The 18,412-nt window shown below is 59.5% G+C and carries 18 protein-coding genes; 14 read left to right on the top strand and 4 right to left on the bottom strand.

Annotated features, from left to right (window positions below; genetic code table 11):
* Positions 1 to 49: 49 nt before the first annotated feature.
* From gyrB to dnaA, 4 genes are read right to left on the bottom strand one after another with little or no spacing between them, the layout of a single operon-like run.
* Positions 50 to 2,467, bottom strand: coding sequence for a DNA topoisomerase (ATP-hydrolyzing) subunit B (gene gyrB / locus IFT75_RS13600; RefSeq protein WP_122480045.1), 2,418 nt, complete (start codon positions 2,465 to 2,467; stop codon positions 50 to 52).
* Positions 2,468 to 2,471: 4 nt separating this feature from the next.
* The gene (gene recF / locus IFT75_RS13595) at positions 2,472 to 3,575 is read right to left on the bottom strand and encodes a DNA replication/repair protein RecF (RefSeq protein ID WP_192055178.1); all 1,104 of its coding nucleotides are present in this window, start codon (positions 3,573 to 3,575) and stop codon (positions 2,472 to 2,474) included.
* Positions 3,576 to 3,586: 11 nt separating this feature from the next.
* The gene (dnaN, locus tag IFT75_RS13590) at positions 3,587 to 4,690 is read right to left on the bottom strand and encodes a DNA polymerase III subunit beta (protein ID WP_122480043.1); all 1,104 of its coding nucleotides are present in this window, start codon (positions 4,688 to 4,690) and stop codon (positions 3,587 to 3,589) included.
* 38 nt (positions 4,691 to 4,728) lie between these two features.
* The gene (gene dnaA, locus IFT75_RS13585; RefSeq protein ID WP_192055176.1) at positions 4,729 to 6,234 is read right to left on the bottom strand and encodes a chromosomal replication initiator protein DnaA; all 1,506 of its coding nucleotides are present in this window, start codon (positions 6,232 to 6,234) and stop codon (positions 4,729 to 4,731) included.
* A 624-nt stretch (positions 6,235 to 6,858) separates the two neighbouring features.
* Between dnaA and rpmH the strand changes: the two genes are divergently transcribed.
* From rpmH to IFT75_RS13515, 14 genes are all read left to right on the top strand, one after another.
* Positions 6,859 to 6,993 carry a 50S ribosomal protein L34 gene (rpmH, locus tag IFT75_RS13580; protein WP_043192020.1) on the top strand — a complete coding sequence of 45 codons (135 nt, stop codon included), beginning with the start codon at positions 6,859 to 6,861 and terminating at the stop codon, positions 6,991 to 6,993.
* A gap of 13 nt (positions 6,994 to 7,006) precedes the next feature.
* Entirely contained in the window at positions 7,007 to 7,411 is a 405-nt protein-coding gene (gene rnpA, locus IFT75_RS13575) for a ribonuclease P protein component (protein WP_049860458.1), read from the top strand.
* Positions 7,404 to 7,649 (top strand): membrane protein insertion efficiency factor YidD, encoded by a 246-nt coding sequence (yidD, locus tag IFT75_RS13570; RefSeq protein WP_082223633.1) that lies wholly within the window; start codon positions 7,404 to 7,406, stop codon positions 7,647 to 7,649. The genes rnpA and yidD overlap by 8 nt, the downstream gene beginning before the upstream one ends.
* A 2-nt stretch (positions 7,650 to 7,651) precedes the next feature.
* A complete protein-coding gene (yidC, locus tag IFT75_RS13565) occupies positions 7,652 to 9,337 on the top strand; it encodes a membrane protein insertase YidC (protein ID WP_192055174.1) in 1,686 nt (561 codons plus the stop codon).
* Between the two features lie 79 nt (positions 9,338 to 9,416).
* On the top strand, positions 9,417 to 10,787 hold the full coding sequence (gene mnmE / locus IFT75_RS13560; protein WP_192055172.1) for a tRNA uridine-5-carboxymethylaminomethyl(34) synthesis GTPase MnmE: 1,371 nt from the start codon (positions 9,417 to 9,419) through the stop codon (positions 10,785 to 10,787).
* Positions 10,788 to 11,248: 461 nt separating this feature from the next.
* On the top strand, positions 11,249 to 13,147 hold the full coding sequence (mnmG, locus tag IFT75_RS13555) for a tRNA uridine-5-carboxymethylaminomethyl(34) synthesis enzyme MnmG (protein WP_192055171.1): 1,899 nt from the start codon (positions 11,249 to 11,251) through the stop codon (positions 13,145 to 13,147).
* Positions 13,148 to 13,152: 5 nt separating this feature from the next.
* Positions 13,153 to 13,791, top strand: coding sequence for a 16S rRNA (guanine(527)-N(7))-methyltransferase RsmG (rsmG, locus tag IFT75_RS13550; protein WP_192055255.1), 639 nt, complete (start codon positions 13,153 to 13,155; stop codon positions 13,789 to 13,791).
* 18 nt (positions 13,792 to 13,809) lie between these two features.
* Positions 13,810 to 14,601, top strand: coding sequence for a ParA family protein (locus tag IFT75_RS13545; protein WP_122480037.1), 792 nt, complete (start codon positions 13,810 to 13,812; stop codon positions 14,599 to 14,601).
* An 8-nt stretch (positions 14,602 to 14,609) separates the two neighbouring features.
* A complete protein-coding gene (locus IFT75_RS13540; protein ID WP_122716089.1) occupies positions 14,610 to 15,482 on the top strand; it encodes a ParB/RepB/Spo0J family partition protein in 873 nt (290 codons plus the stop codon).
* 148 nt (positions 15,483 to 15,630) lie between these two features.
* Entirely contained in the window at positions 15,631 to 16,038 is a 408-nt protein-coding gene (locus tag IFT75_RS13535; protein WP_122796674.1) for a F0F1 ATP synthase subunit I, read from the top strand.
* 16 nt (positions 16,039 to 16,054) lie between these two features.
* Positions 16,055 to 16,924 (top strand): F0F1 ATP synthase subunit A, encoded by an 870-nt coding sequence (atpB, locus tag IFT75_RS13530; protein WP_122480034.1) that lies wholly within the window; start codon positions 16,055 to 16,057, stop codon positions 16,922 to 16,924.
* A 134-nt stretch (positions 16,925 to 17,058) separates the two neighbouring features.
* Positions 17,059 to 17,316 (top strand): F0F1 ATP synthase subunit C, encoded by a 258-nt coding sequence (gene atpE, locus IFT75_RS13525; protein WP_002555987.1) that lies wholly within the window; start codon positions 17,059 to 17,061, stop codon positions 17,314 to 17,316.
* A gap of 57 nt (positions 17,317 to 17,373) precedes the next feature.
* Positions 17,374 to 17,844: a F0F1 ATP synthase subunit B gene (locus tag IFT75_RS13520; RefSeq protein WP_122480033.1), complete on the top strand. Its 471-nt coding sequence runs from the start codon at positions 17,374 to 17,376 to the stop codon at positions 17,842 to 17,844.
* Between the two features lie 12 nt (positions 17,845 to 17,856).
* Positions 17,857 to 18,393 (top strand): F0F1 ATP synthase subunit delta, encoded by a 537-nt coding sequence (locus tag IFT75_RS13515; protein WP_043192047.1) that lies wholly within the window; start codon positions 17,857 to 17,859, stop codon positions 18,391 to 18,393.
* Positions 18,394 to 18,412 lie beyond the last annotated feature (19 nt).

The following is an 18,412-nucleotide window of genomic DNA, read 5'->3' as shown; positions in this document are numbered from 1 at the left end:
AAAAAACCCCGGGCCAAGGGCGCCGGGGTTCGGTGGGTGGGTCCAAGCCTCAGAAGTCGAGGTTCGACACCGCCAGTGCATTGCTTTCGATGAACTCGCGACGGGGCTCGACCGCATCACCCATCAGGGTGTTGAAGATCTGGTCGGCGCCGATCGCATCCTCGATGGTGACCTTGAGCATGCGTCGCACGCTTGGGTCCATCGTGGTTTCCCACAACTGGTCTGGGTTCATCTCACCCAGACCTTTGTAGCGCTGGATGGTATGGCGCTTGGTGCTTTCGGTCATCAGCCACTCGAGGGCTTCCTTGAACTCGACCACGGCCTTCTTGCGCTCGCCCCGTTTAACGTAGGCGCCTTCGTCCAGCAGACTGGCCAACTGTGCGCCCAGAGCGGTCACGGTCTTGTAGTCGTTGCTGCCGAAGAAATCGCGGTTGAATGTGATGTAGCTCGCCAGGCCGTGGGAGGTGATCTCCACCTCTGGCAGCCAGACGTTACGCTCACGGTCTTCACGGAGGCTGGCCTTGTACACCAGGCCCGATTTTTCGCTGGTACGCAGACGTGCGTCGAACTTGGCCAACCAGGCCTGCATGGCCTCGTGGTCGCCCAGCTGCTCGAGTGCAACCGCCGGCAGGTACACGAAGTGCTCGGTCAGCTCCTGCGGGTACAGACGCGACAGACGCTTGAGCGTCTTCATGACCATACGGAAATCGTTCACCAGGCGCTCCAGCGCTTCCCCGGAAATACCGGGCGCCGAATCGTTGAGGTGCAGGCTCGCATCTTCCAGGGCCGACTGCGTCATGTACTCCTCCATGGCGTCGTCGTCCTTGATGTACTGCTCCTGCTTGCCCTTCTTCACCTTGTACAACGGCGGCTGGGCAATGTAGATGTAACCGCGCTCGATCAGCTCAGGCAACTGACGGAAGAAGAAGGTCAGCAACAAGGTACGGATGTGCGATCCGTCAACGTCGGCATCGGTCATGATGATGATGTTGTGATAGCGCAACTTGTCGATGTTGTACTCTTCGCGACCGATACCGCAGCCCAGTGCCGTGATCAAGGTGCCCACTTCCTGGGAAGAGATCATTTTGTCGAAGCGTGCCTTCTCGACGTTGAGGATCTTGCCCTTGAGCGGCAGGATCGCCTGGGTCTTGCGATTGCGGCCTTGCTTGGCCGAACCACCGGCGGAGTCACCCTCCACCAGGTAGAGTTCGGAAAGGGCAGGGTCCTTCTCCTGGCAGTCGGCCAATTTGCCTGGCAGGCCAGCGATGTCCAATGCACCCTTGCGACGGGTCATCTCGCGCGCCTTGCGAGCAGCTTCACGAGCACGGGCGGCATCGATCATCTTGCCCACCACGGCCTTGGCTTCGTTCGGATTCTCCAGAAGGAAATCCGAGAAGTACTTGCCCATTTCCTGCTCGACCGCAGTTTTCACTTCGGACGAAACCAGCTTGTCCTTGGTCTGCGAGCTGAACTTGGGGTCCGGCACTTTCACCGAAATGATTGCGGTCAAGCCTTCACGCGCATCGTCGCCGGTGGTCGAGACCTTGTTCTTCTTGGCCAGGCCTTCCTGCTCGATGTAGTTGTTCAGGTTGCGCGTCAGCGCCGAGCGGAAGCCCACCAGGTGAGTACCGCCATCGCGCTGCGGAATGTTGTTGGTGAAGCACAACAGGTTTTCATTGAAGCTGTCGTTCCACTGCAGTGCCACTTCAACACCTACGCCGTCGTCGCGTTGCACATTGAAGTGGAACACCTGATTGACGGGCGTCTTGTTGGTATTGAGGTATTCGACGAATGCCCGCAGACCGCCTTCGAACTTGAACAGCTCTTCCTTGGCGGTGCGCTCATCCTTCAGCAGGATACCCACGCCAGAGTTGAGGAAGGACAATTCGCGGATTCGCTTCGCCAGAATGTCCCAGCTGAAGTGGATGTTCTTGAAGGTGTCGGCCGATGGCTTGAAGTGGATCTTGGTACCGGTGGTTTCGCTTTCACCGACGATTTGCATCGGCTCCTGCGGGACGCCATGCACGTAGAACTGCTCCCACAATTTCCCAGCGCGACGCACTGTCAATTGCAGGCTTTCAGAGAGTGCGTTCACCACGGACACACCAACGCCGTGCAGGCCGCCGGAAACCTTGTACGAGTTATCGTCGAACTTACCACCAGCGTGCAGCACGGTCATGATGACCTCGGCCGCAGATACGCCTTCTTCCTTGTGCACATCCACTGGAATGCCGCGACCGTTGTCGGTTACGGAAATGGATTCGTCTGGATGAATGGTGATGGTGATTTCATCACAGTGGCCGGCCAGTGCTTCGTCGATGGAATTGTCCACCACCTCGAAGACCATGTGGTGCAGGCCGCTACCATCATCGGTGTCGCCGATGTACATACCGGGACGTTTGCGTACGGCATCAAGCCCTTTCAGCACCTTGATGCTGGAGGAGTCGTACGTTTGGTTCTCGCTCATGCCTTCACTCCCGATGATCGTGGGTCTGGGTAATACCGCCATGTTCCACGTGGAACACGGCAACTGGCGTTTCCGTTTGCCAGCCTTCCCTCAATAATTCTTGATCCACACAGGTGATGAACACCTGGCAGCGTAATTCTTCCAGCAAGCGGCACAATGCGCGACGATGTTTCTCGTCCAGTTCGGAGGGCAAATCGTCTACCAGATAGATGCATTGCCCCCGGCGGGCCTGGCCTACCAGATGGCCCTGGGCAATGCGAAGTGCGCATACCACCAGTTTCTGCTGACCGCGCGACAATATGTCAGCCGCATTATGGGCGCCCATTCTGAGGCGAAGATCAGCACGTTGAGGTCCAGCCTGGGTATGCCCCATCTGCTGGTCTCTCAACAGCGAACCCGCCAATACATCGGCAAGCTCGCGATCCTTGTCCCAACCGCGGTAATAGCTCAGCGTCAACCCATCGAGCTGCACCAACTCGGCGAGTGTCTGTTCGAACACAGGCTTCAGCGCCTTGATATAAGCACGGCGGTATTCGTCGATTTCCGCACTGGCAAGGCAGAGTTCTCGGTCCCAGGCCGCTTGCGAAGCAACGTCAAGTGTACCATGTCGAAGCCACGAGTTCCGTTGCTTCAAGGCCTTCTGCAGACGCTGCCAGGTCGACATGAAGCGAGGTTCCACGTGGAACACACCCCAGTCGAGAAACTGTCTGCGAATTTTAGGCGCGCCTTCCAACAGCCGAAAGCTGTCGGGATTTATCAACTGCAGCGGAAGTATCTGGGCAAGCTGGGCTGCGCTTCGCGCATTCTGGCCATCTATGCGAATGGTGAAATCGCCTTGGCGCTCTCTGGAAATCCCCAGATTGCTCTGTCCACCTTCGGCCAGTTGAACCTGCCCGAACACCGTAGCGCTCGCCTGATCGTGCTGGATGATCGGCACCAGGCGCGTACTGCGGAAAGATCGAGCCAGACCCAGCAAGTGAATGGCTTCTAGAACACTGGTCTTGCCACTGCCGTTGGCGCCATAAAGAATGTTGATGCGCGGGGAGGGGGAGAAGGTCACCGGGTGCAGGTTGCGCACCGCGGTGACTGTGACGCGGGTAAGGGACATTCAGGCAGGGGTCAGAGGCGCATCGGCATGACGACATATGCCGAGTCGTCGTTGTCCGATTCCTGCACCAGGGCGCTGCTGTTGGAATCGGACAGAATCAGGCGCACCTGCTCCGTCGTCATCACGCCCAGCACGTCGAGAAGATAACTGACGTTGAAGCCGATCTCCAGCGCACCACCGTTGTAGTCCACGGCCACTTCTTCTTCCGCTTCTTCCTGCTCGGGGTTGTTGGCCTGGATCTTGAGCTGACCGGCCGCCAGTTGCAAACGGATGCCGCGGTACTTTTCGTTGGACAGAATAGCGGTGCGGCTGAACGCCTCACGCAATGCCTGGCGATCTCCGACCACCAACTTGTCGCCACCTTTGGGCAACACGCGCTCGTAGTCGGGGAACTTGCCATCGACCAGTTTGGAGGTGAAGGTGAACTCACCGGTGGTAGCACGAATGTGGTGCTGGCCCAGCACGATGCTGACGTTGCCATCAGGCTCGGTCAGCAGGCGGGCCAGCTCCAGGATACCTTTGCGCGGCACAATGACCTGATGCCGATCGGCCTGGCCAATGTCGGCTTGCATCGAGCACATGGCCAAGCGGTGTCCATCGGTTGCGACGGCGCGGATGATACCTGCCGATACTTCCAGCAGCATGCCGTTGAGGTAATAGCGAACGTCCTGTTGAGCCATGGCGAAACTGGTGCGTTCGATCAACCGGCGCAGCTTGCTCTGGACCAGGCTGCACGTCAGCGAACCCGGGCCTTCCTCGACCGTCGGGAAATCATTGGCCGGCAATGTCGACAAGGTGAAACGGCTGCGTCCGGCCTTGACCACTACCTTCTGTTCATCGACTTTGATGTCGATCAGGGCGTCGTTGGGCAAGCTCTTGCAGATGTCCATCAACTTGCGCGCGGGCACCGTGATCTCGCCAGGCTCGGCGGGCTCTTCCAGCTGTACGCGGCCAACCAGTTCCACTTCCAGGTCGGTACCGGTCAGGGACAACTGCTGCCCCTGAACGACCAGCAGCACGTTGGAAAGCACAGGCAAGGTCTGGCGGCGTTCGACGACGCCGGCGACCAGCTGCAGGGGTTTCAACAGGGCTTCGCGTTGAATGGTGAAATGCATGGTCTAGTCCCTTGCCTCAAAAGCTGCGTAGTGAATGTTCACGTGGTCAGGGTACGCAGCAGGTTCTTGTAGTCCTCGCGGATATCCGCGTCGGATTCCTTGAGTTCGTTGATCTTGCGGCAGGCGTGCAACACGGTGGTGTGATCACGGCCACCAAACACATCGCCGATTTCCGGCAGGCTATGGTTGGTCAGTTCCTTGGACAACGCCATGGCCACCTGCCGCGGTCGCGCCACCGAGCGTGAGCGGCGCTTGGACAGCAGATCGGAAATCTTGATCTTGTAGTACTCGGCCACCGTGCGCTGAATGTTATCCACACTCACCAGCTTGTCTTGCAGTGCCAGCAAATCCTTGAGCGACTCGCGGATCAGCTCGATGGTGATTTCTCGGCCCATGAAGTGCGAGTGCGCAATGACCCGCTTGAGGGCACCTTCGAGTTCGCGGACGTTGGAGCGAATCCGCTGGGCAATGAAGAACGCCGCGTCATGGGGCAACTCAACCTTGGCCTGATCCGCCTTCTTCATCAGGATCGCGACTCGCGTCTCGAGTTCCGGTGGTTCGACCGCCACTGTCAAACCCCAGCCAAAGCGCGACTTCAGGCGCTCTTCGAGCCCTTCGATTTCCTTGGGGTAGCGATCGCTGGTCAGGATGACCTGCTGGCCGCCCTCGAGCAGCGCATTGAACGTATGGAAGAACTCCTCCTGGGAGCGCTCCTTGCGAGCGAAGAACTGAATGTCATCGATCAGCAGCGCATCGACCGAACGATAGAACCGCTTGAATTCGTTGATCGCGTTCAGCTGCAGCGCCTTGACCATGTCGGCCACGAATCGCTCGGAATGCAGGTAGACGACCTTGGCATTCGGATTCTTCTTGAGCAGATGGTTACCCACAGCATGCATCAAGTGCGTTTTACCCAGACCCACACCGCCATAAAGGAACAGCGGGTTGTAGCCATGCTTGGGATTGTCCGCAACCTGCCAGGCAGCGGCGCGCGCCAACTGGTTGGATTTACCTTCGACGAAGTTTTCGAAGGTAAAGGTGCGATTCAGATAGCTGGTGTGCTTGAGCGCACCTTCTACCTGCACGGTGCGCTGCTCGGCACGTACGGGTGCCGGTTGCGAGCTGGCGCCGGCCATGGGGTCGAAACTGTCCCGCGAGGGTTCCTCACTGACCGAAGGCTTGGAAACGGCCTCTACAGGCGCAACTGCAGGCACGGCAGTCACCGGGGCCGCCTGCGCCTGGCTTGCCGCTGCAGAGGCTGCCAGCGGGGCGTTGAATGCAGCGCGGGGCGTCGAGCTGCGGCGGCTGCCGATCAGCAACGAAAGCGCCGGCGCGAGTCCGTTGCCGTGCTCACCCAACAGTTCGAGAAGTCGTGTCAGGTACTTCTCGTTTACCCAGTCCAGCACAAAGCGGTTGGGCGCGTAGACCCGCAACTCGTCGCCTTCGGCTTCGACCTGTAGCGGACGGATCCAGGTGTTGAATTGCTGGGCAGGCAGTTCATCGCGCAGGAGTTCCACGCACTGCTGCCAAAGTTCCACTGACACAGGTATCCCCTGAATTGAAAGCCGGCAAGGCAAAAACAACCCCCATTGTACCGACGCTCAGCACACTTATCCACATGTAGGTCCGGCCACTGGCCTGGAAAGCGTGAAAAAACCGCTGTTCAATGCCTCGAAATCTGATTCCTGAGCTCTGTGGATAACCTGACTTGAGATCTATGCACAAGTGGGGGTCGAGATCTGTGGATAACACCCCTGTGGATATCCTCGTCTTTAGTCCACAGGTTGTCCCGAGCATCGACACAGGCGCAGCACCTCTTCTGGACAGGGTTGCGAATCTCCAGGACGTACGGGCCGCAAGGGCTGAAGGCAGTTATCCACAGAAAAGGGCCTCACTAAGATCTATAAGCATTACAGAAAAGCTTTAAAATAAGTCCCTTCTCTATTTCTATATTTGATCGGCTCTGGTGTGTCATACGCAGGCTTGGAAACAGGAAGCGGATGAATCGAAGGTGAGGGTGAGTGTCTACGTGCAGCGCAGGGTTCTGATAAACGATGCAAAAGTAATAGCTGGTTGGAAATTGACCTTCTGCCGCGCTTTCACTAGAATCGCCGGTCTCTTAAAACGGGGTCCATTCCGGCCCGTTGTGGACGAACCAGGTAACAACCATGAAACGTACTTTCCAACCCAGCACCATCAAGCGCGCTCGCACTCACGGTTTCCGTGCCCGCATGGCTACCAAGAACGGCCGTACCGTCCTGTCGCGTCGTCGCGCCAAGGGCCGCAAGCGTCTGGCAGTTTGATCCTTCGGCACAGGTGGTGAGTCAGGACTACGGTCGGGAAAAGCGTCTGCTGACAGCCCGGCATTTCAAAGCAGTCTTCGACTCGCCGTCTGGCAAGGTACCCGGCAAGAACTTGCTGCTCCTTGCGCGTGAGAACGGCCTCGAACATCCCCGTCTAGGGCTGGTCATCGGTAAAAAGAGCGTCAAGCTCGCCGTTCAACGCAATCGCTTGAAACGTTTGATGCGTGACTCGTTCCGTCTGCACCAGGACATACTGGCTGGCTGGGACATCGTCATCGTCGCGCGCAAAGGTTTGGGCGACGTGGAAAACCCTGAATTGCATGAGCATTTTGGCAAGCTCTGGAAGCGCCTTGCACGTAACCGGCCCGCTCCAGTGGTGAAGACCGAACCTGCAGGAGTGGACAGTCAAGATGCGTAAACTGGCAATCGTTCCGATCCAGTTCTACCGCTACGCCATCAGCCCTCTCATGGCGAACCACTGTCGTTTTTATCCCAGTTGCTCTTGCTACGCGCTCGAAGCCATCGAGATCCACGGCCTCTTGCGTGGAAGCTGGCTGACCGTTCGTCGCCTTGGCCGCTGTCACCCATGGAATGCCGGTGGTTTCGACCCGGTTCCAGACGCCCCATCACCCCGTTCTTCTTCGATAGCCGAGTAATCATGGATATTAAACGCACGATCCTGATCGTCGCCCTGGCAGTCGTGGCCTACGTCATGGTCCTGAAATGGAACCAGGACTACGGTCAAGCCGCCTTGCCGACTCAGAATATGGCTACCCAGAACCCGACCCCGGCATTGCCGGAAACGGTACCGGGCACCAACACTCAAGCCAGTGCCGATGTACCCAGCGCCAATCCTGATGCCAATCTGCCTGTGCCGACCCCTGTCGTGGTCAGCAAGGACCTGATCTGGGTCAAGACCGACGTGCTCAACTTCGCTATCGATCCTACCGGTGGTGATATCGTCCAGCTGAACCTGCCCGAGTACCCTCGGCGCCAGGACATGCCGAACATTCCATTCCAGTTGTTCGACAACGGTGGTGAACTGACCTACCTGGCCCAGAGCGGCCTGACCGGTGCGAACGGCCCGGATGCGCGTTCCACTGGGCGCCCCGTGTACAGCGCGACGCAAAAAAGTTATCAACTGGCCGAGGGTCAGAACCAGCTGGTAGTCGACCTGACCTACAGCGACAACGGCGTCAACTACGTCAAGCGCTTCACGGTCGACCGCGGCGAATACGACCTGAAAGTCGGCTACCTTGTGGATAACCAGAGCGCGCAGAACTGGAGCGGCAACATGTTCGCCCAGCTCAAGCGAGACAACAGCTCCGACCCATCGTCGACTACGGCCACCGGTACCGCGACCTACCTGGGTGCGGCCCTGTGGACAAATGGCGAGCCGTACAAGAAAGTGTCGATGAAGGACATGGACAAGGCCGGCCTCAAGGAAACCGTGCAAGGTGGTTGGGTAGCCTGGCTGCAGCACTACTTCGTGACGGCCTGGATCCCTGCCCCCGGTGACAGCAACAACGTCATGACGCGCAAGGACAACCAGGGCCATTACATCATCGGCTACACCGGTCCGACGTTGTCCGCCGCACCAGGTGGCAAGGTCGAAACCACAGCCACCCTGTATGCCGGTCCGAAGGTACAGGACAAGCTCAAGGAGTTGTCCCCAGGCCTGGAGCTGACCGTCGACTACGGCATCCTGTGGTTCATCGCACAACCGATCTTCTGGCTGCTCAAGCATATCCACGCGATCCTGGGTAACTGGGGCTTCTCGATCATCTGCCTGACCATCCTGATCAAGCTGCTGTTCTTCCCCTTGTCGGCCGCCAGCTACCGGTCGATGGCGCGCATGCGCGCCGTTGCGCCGAAACTGGCATTGCTCAAGGAGCAGCATGGCGACGATCGCCAGAAGATGTCGCAGGCCATGATGGAGCTGTACAAGAAAGAGAAGATCAATCCGCTGGGTGGCTGCCTGCCGATCCTGGTGCAGATGCCGGTCTTCCTGTCCCTGTACTGGGTACTGCTGGAAAGCGTCGAGATGCGTCAGGCACCTTGGCTGCTGTGGATAACCGACCTGTCGATCAAGGATCCGTTCTTCATCCTGCCGATCATCATGGGCGCGACCATGTTCATTCAGCAGCGCTTGAACCCAACGCCTCCGGATCCGATGCAGGCGAAGGTGATGAAGATGATGCCGATCGTGTTCACCTTCTTCTTCCTCTGGTTCCCGGCCGGCCTGGTACTGTACTGGGTAACCAACAACACCCTGTCGATTGCCCAGCAGTGGTACATCACGCGCGGTATCGAGAAAGCTGCGGCAAACAAACCTGCCGTTTAACGGGTTGCTCGACTAACCTGTGCACAAAGCGCCCCCTCGTGGGGCGTTTTGCTATCTGAAATTCGACCGGAGTATCTGCATGAACGTCGTTCGCGAAACCATCGCTGCCATTGCCACGGCCCAGGGTCGCGGTGGAGTGGGGATCGTGCGTATCTCCGGACCACTGGCCAGCGCGGCTGCCCAGGCGATCATCGGCCGTGTGCCAATGCCTCGCTACGCTCACTACGGCCCAATGCTCGACGCGCAGTGCCAGGTCATCGACGAGGGCCTGAGCCTGTACTTCCCCGGGCCCAATTCGTTCACCGGCGAGGACGTGCTCGAGCTGCAAGGCCACGGTGGGCCTGTGGTGATGGACATGCTGCTGCAGCGCTGCCTGCAGTTGGGCTGCCGCCTGGCACGTCCGGGCGAATTCAGCGAGCGTGCATTCCTCAACGACAAGCTCGACCTGGCCCAGGCCGAGGCCATTGCCGATCTCATCGAAGCCAGTTCCGCCCAGGCGGCGCGCAACGCCGTGCGTTCGCTGCAAGGGGCGTTTTCCCGCCGTGTGGATAACTTGACCGAGCAGCTCATCGCGTTGCGTATCTACGTCGAGGCCGCCATCGACTTTCCCGAGGAGGAAATCGATTTCCTCGCCGATGGTCATGTACTGAGCCTGCTCGACAAGGTACGGGGCGAGTTATCCACCGTGCTGCGGGAAGCCGGGCAGGGGGCCTTGCTGCGTGATGGCATGAACGTGGTGATCGCCGGTCGACCGAATGCCGGCAAGTCGAGCCTGCTCAACCTGCTGGCCGGACGCGAAGCCGCGATCGTGACGGAGATTGCCGGCACGACCCGGGACGTGTTGCGCGAACATATCCACATCGATGGCATGCCGTTGCACGTGATCGACACCGCGGGGCTACGCACCACGGCCGATGAAGTCGAGCAGATCGGCGTGCAGCGAGCGCTGAAGGCCATTGCCGAGGCCGATCGTATCCTGCTGGTGGTGGATGCGACGGCCGCCGAAGCGGCCGACCCGTTTGCGCTCTGGCCGGAGTTCCTCGAGCTCACGCCCGATATCGGCAAAGTCACGGTGATTCGCAACAAGGCAGACCTGAGTGGGGAACCCATCGGCCTGCAGCAGGACGGCGACGGACACGTCACCTTGAGCTTGACTGCCAAGGGGGCAGGCGAGGGGCTGGAGTTGCTGCGCGAACACCTCAAGGCCTGCATGGGGTACGAACAGACCGCAGAAAGCAGCTTCAGCGCACGTCGACGTCACCTCGAAGCCTTGCGCCATGCCGGCGACCACCTTGACCATGGACGTGATCAATTGACCCTGGCCGGTGCCGGCGAGCTGTTGGCCGAAGACCTGCGCCTGGCGCAGCAAGCCTTGGGTGAAATCACCGGAGCATTCAGTTCAGATGATCTGCTGGGACGCATCTTTTCGAGCTTCTGCATCGGCAAGTAGGCGTGCAAGCACCGCCACGACCCTCGCGTGAAACCGATCAACAGCCGCCTTTCGAGGCGGCTTTTTTTTATACATGCTTCAGGAGCCCTGTGGAAAAGTCCGCCTGAGCCAGGTTGATAAGCGGGTCCGAAAGCTGATGATAAATCCGCCTGTGGGTAAGCAACCGTGTTACCCACAGGTTAATTTCGGTTATACACCGGGCTCATGAACAGGTGAACACAACCTTTAATTTCTCTGTACAGCACGAGTACAGAGGGTTTCAGAACCTTATCCACAGATTTGTCGTTGCATAGTAATAAACATAAAAACAAAGCTTTAATAAATCTCTCTCTTTTAATTTCTATTACTCGGTCTATCCACAGCTGGTTATTTTTTGTGCAGAAGGGTTCTTTAGCCGAGGCAAATTCCCTATACTGCGCCGCTATCCCAATTACCCACATTGAACAGGCACGAGGTGCGTGGTGGATTTCCCTTCCCGTTTTGAAGTGATCGTCATCGGCGGCGGTCATGCCGGTACCGAGGCAGCACTGGCCTCAGCACGCATGGGTGCAAAGACCCTGCTGTTGACGCACAACGTGGAAACCCTCGGTGCCATGAGTTGCAACCCGGCCATCGGCGGCATCGGCAAGAGCCACTTGGTAAAGGAGATTGATGCGCTCGGCGGTGCCATGGCACTGGCTACCGACAAGGGTGGCATTCAGTTTCGCGTGCTCAACAACCGCAAGGGCCCAGCGGTACGGGCCACCCGTGCCCAGGCCGACCGGGTCCTGTACAAGGCGGCGATCCGCGAAATCCTGGAGAATCAACCCAACCTGTGGATATTCCAGCAGCCGGCAGACGACCTGATCGTCGATCAGGACGAGGTCAAGGGCGTGGTCACCCAGATGGGCCTGCGCTTCATGGCCGATTCCGTGGTGCTCACCACCGGTACCTTCCTCGGCGGGCTCATCCACATCGGTTTGCAGAATTACTCGGGAGGCCGTGCGGGCGATCCGCCGTCGATCGCGCTGGCCCATCGCCTGCGTGAACTACCCCTGCGAGTAGGCCGGTTGAAGACCGGTACACCGCCGCGCATCGACGGCAAGTCCGTGGACTTTTCGGTGATGACCGAGCAGCCGGGCGATACCCCGATCCCGGTGATGTCGTTCATGGGATCCAAGGCACTGCATCCGCGCCAGGTCAGTTGCTGGATCACCCATACCAACGCGCGCACCCATGAAATCATCGCGGCCAACCTCGATCGCTCGCCGATGTATTCGGCAGCCGGTGAAATCGAAGGCGTAGGTCCACGGTACTGCCCGTCGATCGAAGACAAGATTCACCGCTTCGCCGACAAGCAGAGCCATCAGGTGTTCATCGAGCCGGAGGGGCTGACCACCCACGAGCTGTACCCCAACGGAATTTCCACGTCCCTGCCGTTCGATGTGCAGTTGCAGATCGTGCGTTCGATCCGTGGCATGGAAAACGCACACATCATGCGTCCCGGCTACGCCATCGAATACGACTACTTCGATCCGCGCGATCTCAAGTACAGCCTCGAAACCAAGGTGATCGCCGGTCTGTTCTTCGCTGGGCAGATCAACGGCACCACCGGCTACGAAGAGGCCGGCGCGCAGGGGTTGCTGGCCGGCGCCAACGCGGCGTTGCGTGCACAGGGCAAAGACGCCTGGTGCCCGCGCCGGGACGAGGCCTACATCGGCGTGCTGGTCGATGACCTGATCACCCTGGGCACCCAGGAGCCGTACCGGATGTTCACTTCGCGGGCCGAGTATCGCCTGATCCTGCGCGAGGACAACGCAGACCTGCGCCTGACCGAAAAGGGTCGCGAGCTGGGCCTGGTCGACGACGCCCGTTGGGCAGCGTTCAGTGCCAAGCGCGAAGCCATCGAAATCGAGGAACAGCGGCTCAAAAGCACCTGGGTCCGACCGAACACTGCCGTGGGCGATGCGCTTGCCGAGAAATTCGGTACGCCGTTGACCCATGAATACAACCTGCTTAACCTGCTCAGCCGTCCGGAAATCGACTATGTCGGTCTGGTCGAAGTCACCGGTGGCGGCGCGCAGGATCCACAGGTGGCCGAACAGGTCGAGATCAAGACCAAGTACGCCGGGTACATCGATCGTCAACAGGACGAGATCGCCCGGCTGCGTGCCAGCGAAGACACTCGTCTGCCTGTGGATATCGACTACGTCGGCATCTCCGGGTTGTCCAAGGAAATCCAGGGCAAGCTGGGCGCCACTCGTCCCGAGACCCTGGGTCAGGCATCGCGTATACCGGGTGTGACGCCCGCTGCCATTTCGCTGTTGATGATTCATCTGAAAAAACGCGGCGCAGGCCGTGAGTTGGAGCAAAGCGCTTGAGTTCCATGGTCACCGAACAGCACCGCGAAGAGTTGTCCACAGGCGCCCGGCAATTGGGCGTCGAACTGTCCGAAGCCCAGCGCGAGCAGCTGTTGGCCTACCTGGCCCTGTTGATCAAATGGAACAAGGCGTACAACCTGACGGCGGTGCGCAATCCCGACGAGATGGTTTCCCGGCACCTGCTCGACAGCCTGAGCATCCTGCCGTACCTGGCAGCGGCCGACAGCTGGCTGGATGTCGGCAGCGGCGGCGGCATGCCAGGCATCCCGCTGGCGATCATGTTTCCTGAAAAACGGATCGCCACGCTCGACAGCAATGGCAAGAAAACCCGCTTCCAGACCCAGGTGAAACTGGAGCTGGGATTGGCCAACCTGAAAGTTATCCACAGCCGCGCCGAAACCTTCGTCCCCGAGCAACCTTTCGCCGGTATCGTTTCCCGCGCGTTCAGCAGCCTGCACGATTTTGGCCACTGGACACGCCACCTGGGCAACGGCGACACGCGCTGGTTGGCGATGAAAGGGCTGCATCCAGCTGACGAACTGGTAGCATTGCCAGCGGACTTCCACCTCGATAGCGAACACGCCTTGGCCGTCCCCGGTTGCCAAGGCCAACGCCATCTGCTGATACTGCGCCGCACGGCATGATTGGGAACACGAGCAATAATGGCTAAGGTATTCGCGATAGCGAACCAGAAAGGTGGTGTGGGCAAGACCACCACCTGCATCAACCTCGCAGCATCGCTGGTCGCGACCAAGCGCCGCGTGCTGCTGATCGACCTCGATCCGCAGGGCAACGCCACCATGGGTAGCGGAGTGGACAAGCATGCACTTGAAAACTCCATCTACGACGTGCTGATCGGCGAGTGCGACCTGGCCCAGGCCATGCACTTCTCCGAGCACGGCGGGTATCAGTTGCTGCCGGCCAACCGCGACCTGACGGCGGCCGAGGTGGTCCTGCTGGAAATGCAGATGAAAGAGAGCCGGCTGCGCAGTGCGCTGGCGCCGGTGCGCAACAACTACGACTACATTCTGATCGACTGCCCGCCCTCGCTGTCGATGCTGACCCTCAATGCGCTGGTGGCGTCCGATGGCGTGATCATTCCGATGCAGTGCGAGTATTTCGCCCTGGAAGGGCTGAGCGACCTTGTGGACAACATCAAGCGCATCGCCGAACTGCTGAATCCGGACCTCAAGGTCGAGGGTTTGCTGCGAACCATGTACGACCCGCGCCTGAGCCTGATGAACGATGTGTCGGCGCAGCTCAAGGAGCACTTCGGCGACCAGCTCTACGATACCGTCATCCCGCGCAACATTCGTCTGGCCGAAGCTCCCAGCTATGGGATGCCGGCGCTCACGTACGACAAATCGTCACGCGGCGCCCTGGCGTACCTGGCACTGGCTGGCGAGATGGTTCGTCGGCAGCGTCGCCAATCTCGCACCGCTGCAGTCATTTAAGGAATCCAATGGCCGTCAAGAAACGTGGTCTCGGGCGTGGGCTGGATGCGCTGCTCAGCGGTTCGACCGTCAGTGCGCTCGAAGAGCAGGCCGTCACGGTCGACCAGAACGAGTTGCAGCATTTGCCCCTGGACGTCATCCAGCGCGGTAAATACCAGCCACGTCGGGACATGGACCCGCAGGCGCTCGAAGAGTTGGCGCACTCGATCAAGACCCAGGGCGTGATGCAACCGATCGTGGTACGGCCGGTGGCCAACTCGCGGTTCGAGATCATCGCCGGGGAGCGCCGCTGGCGCGCCGCGCAACAGGCCGGCCTGGAGACCATTCCGGCCATGGTCCGCGATGTGCCCGACGAAGCCGCGATCGCCATGGCATTGATCGAAAACATCCAGCGCGAAGACCTCAACCCGGTGGAAGAGGCCATTGCCCTGCAACGCTTGCAGCACGAGTTCCAGTTGACCCAGCAGCAGGTGGCCGATGCGGTGGGCAAGTCGCGGGTCACCGTGGCCAACCTGCTGCGCCTGATCGCCTTGCCTGAAGTGATCAAGACCATGCTGTCCCACGGCGATCTGGAAATGGGGCATGCGCGCGCGTTGCTCGGTCTGCCGGACGAACAGCAGGTCGAAGGGGCGCGACACGTTGTCGCACGTGGTCTGACCGTGCGCCAGACCGAAGCCCTGGTCAGGCAGTGGCTCAGTGGCAAACCCGAGCCCGTGGAGCCGGCCAAGGCCGACCCGGACATCACCCGGCTGGAACAGCGCCTGGCCGAGCGCCTGGGCTCTGCGGTGCAGATTCGCCACGGACAGAAGGGCAAGGGCCAGTTGGTGATCCGCTATAACTCGCTGGACGAGTTGCAGGGTGTGCTCGCACACATTCGCTGAAACAATTCCCTATGTAGCGCGCAGTCGGAAATCACTACCCGGCAGTTGAATAGGGGCGGAAGCGCCCCTATACTCTGCGCGCATTTTGTCGGCACAATTTATGCCAAGTTAAGGCTTATGGCACGTCGACCATTGAGGAGTCGCCACGATGGAAACCCGCACGCCAAACCGCCTGCCGTTCCATCAATGGGTCGTTTTCCCGATGTTGTTGGCGCAAGGTGTCGTCGCGTTGCTGGCAGCTCTGGTGCTGTGGCAATGGCTCGGGGCGGTCAGCGGTTATTCGGGTCTCTGCGGAGGCCTGATCGCCTGGTTGCCCAATCTGTATTTCGCCTGGAAGGCATTCCGGTTCACCGGAGCCCGGGCCGCACAAGCCATCGTCCGGTCGTTCTACGCCGGCGAGGCTGGCAAGCTGATTTTGACGGCAGTGCTGTTCGCACTGACGTTCGCAGGAGTGAAACCACTGGCGCCGCTGGCTGTATTCGGCGTCTTCGGGTTGACCCAACTGGTCAGCTGGTTCGCACCCCTGCTCATGAAAACAAGACTTTCGAGACCTTAGGGCGTTTGAGGCAACCATGGCAGAAACAACCGCTTCGGGCTATATCCAGCACCACTTGCAGAACTTGACCTTCGGTCAGCTACCAGAAGGCGGCTGGGGCTTTGCCCACACCGCTGCAGAAGCCAAGGAAATGGGGTTTTGGGCGTTCCACGTCGATACCCTTGGCTGGTCGGTTGCCCTGGGCCTGATCTTCATCCTGATCTTCCGCATGGCGGCGAAGAAGGCAACGTCCGGTCAGCCGGGCGCCCTGCAGAACTTCGTCGAGGTGCTGGTCGAGTTCGTCGATGGCAGCGTGCGTGACAGCTTCCACGGCCGCAGTGCGGTGATCGCACCGCTGGCGCTGACGATCTTCGTCTGGGTGTTCCTGATGAACGCCATCGACCTGGTTCCGGTCGACTGGATCCCGATGGCTGCGGCCTGGATCTCCGGCGACTCGCACATCCCGTTCCGCGCCGTGCCGACCACCGATCCGAACGCGACCCTGGGCATGGCCCTGTCGGTGTTCGCGCTGATCATCTTCTACAGCATCAAGGTCAAGGGCCTGGGCGGCTTCATCGGCGAGCTGACCCTGCATCCGTTCGGCAGCAAGAACATCTTCGCCAAGATCCTGCTGATCCCGGTGAACTTCCTGCTCGAATTCGTCACCCTGATCGCCAAGCCGATCTCGCTGGCACTGCGACTGTTCGGCAACATGTACGCCGGCGAGCTGGTGTTCATCCTGATCGCCGTGATGTTCGGCAGTGGCCTGTTGTGGCTCAGCGGCCTGGGCGTCGTGCTGCAGTGGGCGTGGGCCGTGTTCCACATCCTGATCATCACGCTGCAGGCATTCATCTTCATGATGCTGACCATCGTCTACCTTTCGATGGCACACGAAGAAAATCATTGAGACCCGCCTGGCGAGTCTGATGCCCCTCGCGCCCTGGCGCGAGGGAGGCCCCTCCGGGCCGAAACACCGGTTTGTAACACCGCTTTAAAACCTAAAAACCAAGCAAAAGACGACGTAAAAAGTCGGGAGGAAAGATGGAAACTGTAGTTGGTCTAACCGCTATCGCTGTTGCTCTGCTGATCGGCCTGGGCGCACTGGGTACCGCTATCGGCTTCGGCCTGCTGGGCGGCAAGTTCCTGGAAGGCGCTGCTCGCCAGCCAGAAATGGTTCCGATGCTGCAAGTGAAAATGTTCATCGTCGCCGGTCTGCTCGACGCCGTGACCATGATCGGTGTTGGTATCGCTCTGTTCTTCACCTTCGCGAACCCCTTCGTTGGTCAACTCGCTGGCTGATCTCTCGAACCTTCGAGTGGATTGGTGTGATGGACAAAGAACGAGCGAGGTGTTGGCGTGAACATTAATGCAACCCTGATTGGCCAGACCGTTGCGTTCTTCATTTTTGTGCTGTTCTGCATGAAGTTCGTGTGGCCTCCGGTCATCGCGGCTTTGCACGAACGTCAGAAGAAGATCGCTGATGGTTTGGACGCTGCCAGCCGAGCAGCTCGCGACCTGGAGTTGGCCCAAGAGAAAGTGGGTCATCAACTGCGCGAAGCGAAAGCTCAGGCAGCCGAAATCATTGAGCAGGCAAAGAAACGCGGCAACCAGATCGTCGAAGAGGCCGTTGAAAAGGCCCGTATCGACGCTGACCGTGTGAAAGTGCAGGCTCAAGCCGAGATCGAGCAGGAACTGAACGGCGTCAAAGACGCGCTGCGTGCCCAATTGGGTATGCTGGCCGTGGGCGGTGCCGAGAAGATTCTGGGCGCCACAATCGATCAAAACGCGCACGCGGAGCTGGTTAACAAACTGGCTGCTGAAATCTAAGCGAGGGCGATCATGGCAGAACTGACCACGTTGGCCCGACCTTACGCTAAGGCGGCCTTCGAGCACGCTCAGGCCCACCAGCAGCTGGCCAATTGGTCAGCCATGCTCGGCCTGGCTGCAGCGGTGGCGCAAGACGCCACCATGCAGAGCCTGCTCAAGGCCCCGCGACTGACGAGCGCAGACAAGGCCGCCACGTTCATTGACGTGTGCGGCGACAAGTTCGATGCCAAGGCACAGAATTTCATCCACGTCGTTGCCGAAAACGACCGTCTCCTGCTGTTGCCGGAGATCGCCGAGCTGTTCGACCTGTACAAGGCCGAGCAGGAAAAATCGGTCGACGTGGAAGTCACCAGTGCCTTCGCATTGAACCAAGAACAGCAAGACAAACTCGCCAAGGTTCTCAGTGCACGACTCGACCGGGAAGTGCGCCTGCAAGTTGCGGAGGATGCCAGCCTGATAGGTGGCGTCGTCATCCGCGCCGGCGACCTGGTTATCGATGGCTCGATTCGCGGCAAACTCGCGAAACTGGCCGAAGCATTGAAATCTTGAGTTTGAAGGGGCAGCAGAG

This window comes from Pseudomonas sp. CFBP 8758, assembly GCF_014841725.1.
Taxonomy (GTDB): domain Bacteria; phylum Pseudomonadota; class Gammaproteobacteria; order Pseudomonadales; family Pseudomonadaceae; genus Aquipseudomonas; species Aquipseudomonas baltica.
The sequence above is the reverse complement of the archived record's forward strand: the minus strand, read 5'-3'. Positions and strand labels throughout refer to the sequence as shown.

What these genes read in the sequence shown, in the direction of transcription:
- atpE (WP_002555987.1), top strand. Translation starts at nt 17,059, where the DNA reads ATGGAAACTGTAGTTGGTCTAACCGCTATCGCTGTTGCTCTGCTGATC.
- recF (WP_192055178.1), bottom strand. Translation starts at nt 3,575, where the DNA reads ATGTCCCTTACCCGCGTCACAGTCACCGCGGTGCGCAACCTGCACCCG.
- rpmH (WP_043192020.1), top strand. Translation starts at nt 6,859, where the DNA reads ATGAAACGTACTTTCCAACCCAGCACCATCAAGCGCGCTCGCACTCAC.
- mnmE (WP_192055172.1), top strand. Translation starts at nt 9,417, where the DNA reads ATGAACGTCGTTCGCGAAACCATCGCTGCCATTGCCACGGCCCAGGGT.
- dnaN (WP_122480043.1), bottom strand. Translation starts at nt 4,690, where the DNA reads ATGCATTTCACCATTCAACGCGAAGCCCTGTTGAAACCCCTGCAGCTG.
- IFT75_RS13515 (WP_043192047.1), top strand. Translation starts at nt 17,857, where the DNA reads ATGGCAGAACTGACCACGTTGGCCCGACCTTACGCTAAGGCGGCCTTC.
- atpB (WP_122480034.1), top strand. Translation starts at nt 16,055, where the DNA reads ATGGCAGAAACAACCGCTTCGGGCTATATCCAGCACCACTTGCAGAAC.
- gyrB (WP_122480045.1), bottom strand. Translation starts at nt 2,467, where the DNA reads ATGAGCGAGAACCAAACGTACGACTCCTCCAGCATCAAGGTGCTGAAA.
- yidD (WP_082223633.1), top strand. Translation starts at nt 7,404, where the DNA reads ATGCGTAAACTGGCAATCGTTCCGATCCAGTTCTACCGCTACGCCATC.
- IFT75_RS13545 (WP_122480037.1), top strand. Translation starts at nt 13,810, where the DNA reads ATGGCTAAGGTATTCGCGATAGCGAACCAGAAAGGTGGTGTGGGCAAG.
- yidC (WP_192055174.1), top strand. Translation starts at nt 7,652, where the DNA reads ATGGATATTAAACGCACGATCCTGATCGTCGCCCTGGCAGTCGTGGCC.
- rsmG (WP_192055255.1), top strand. Translation starts at nt 13,153, where the DNA reads ATGGTCACCGAACAGCACCGCGAAGAGTTGTCCACAGGCGCCCGGCAA.
- IFT75_RS13535 (WP_122796674.1), top strand. Translation starts at nt 15,631, where the DNA reads ATGGAAACCCGCACGCCAAACCGCCTGCCGTTCCATCAATGGGTCGTT.
- IFT75_RS13540 (WP_122716089.1), top strand. Translation starts at nt 14,610, where the DNA reads ATGGCCGTCAAGAAACGTGGTCTCGGGCGTGGGCTGGATGCGCTGCTC.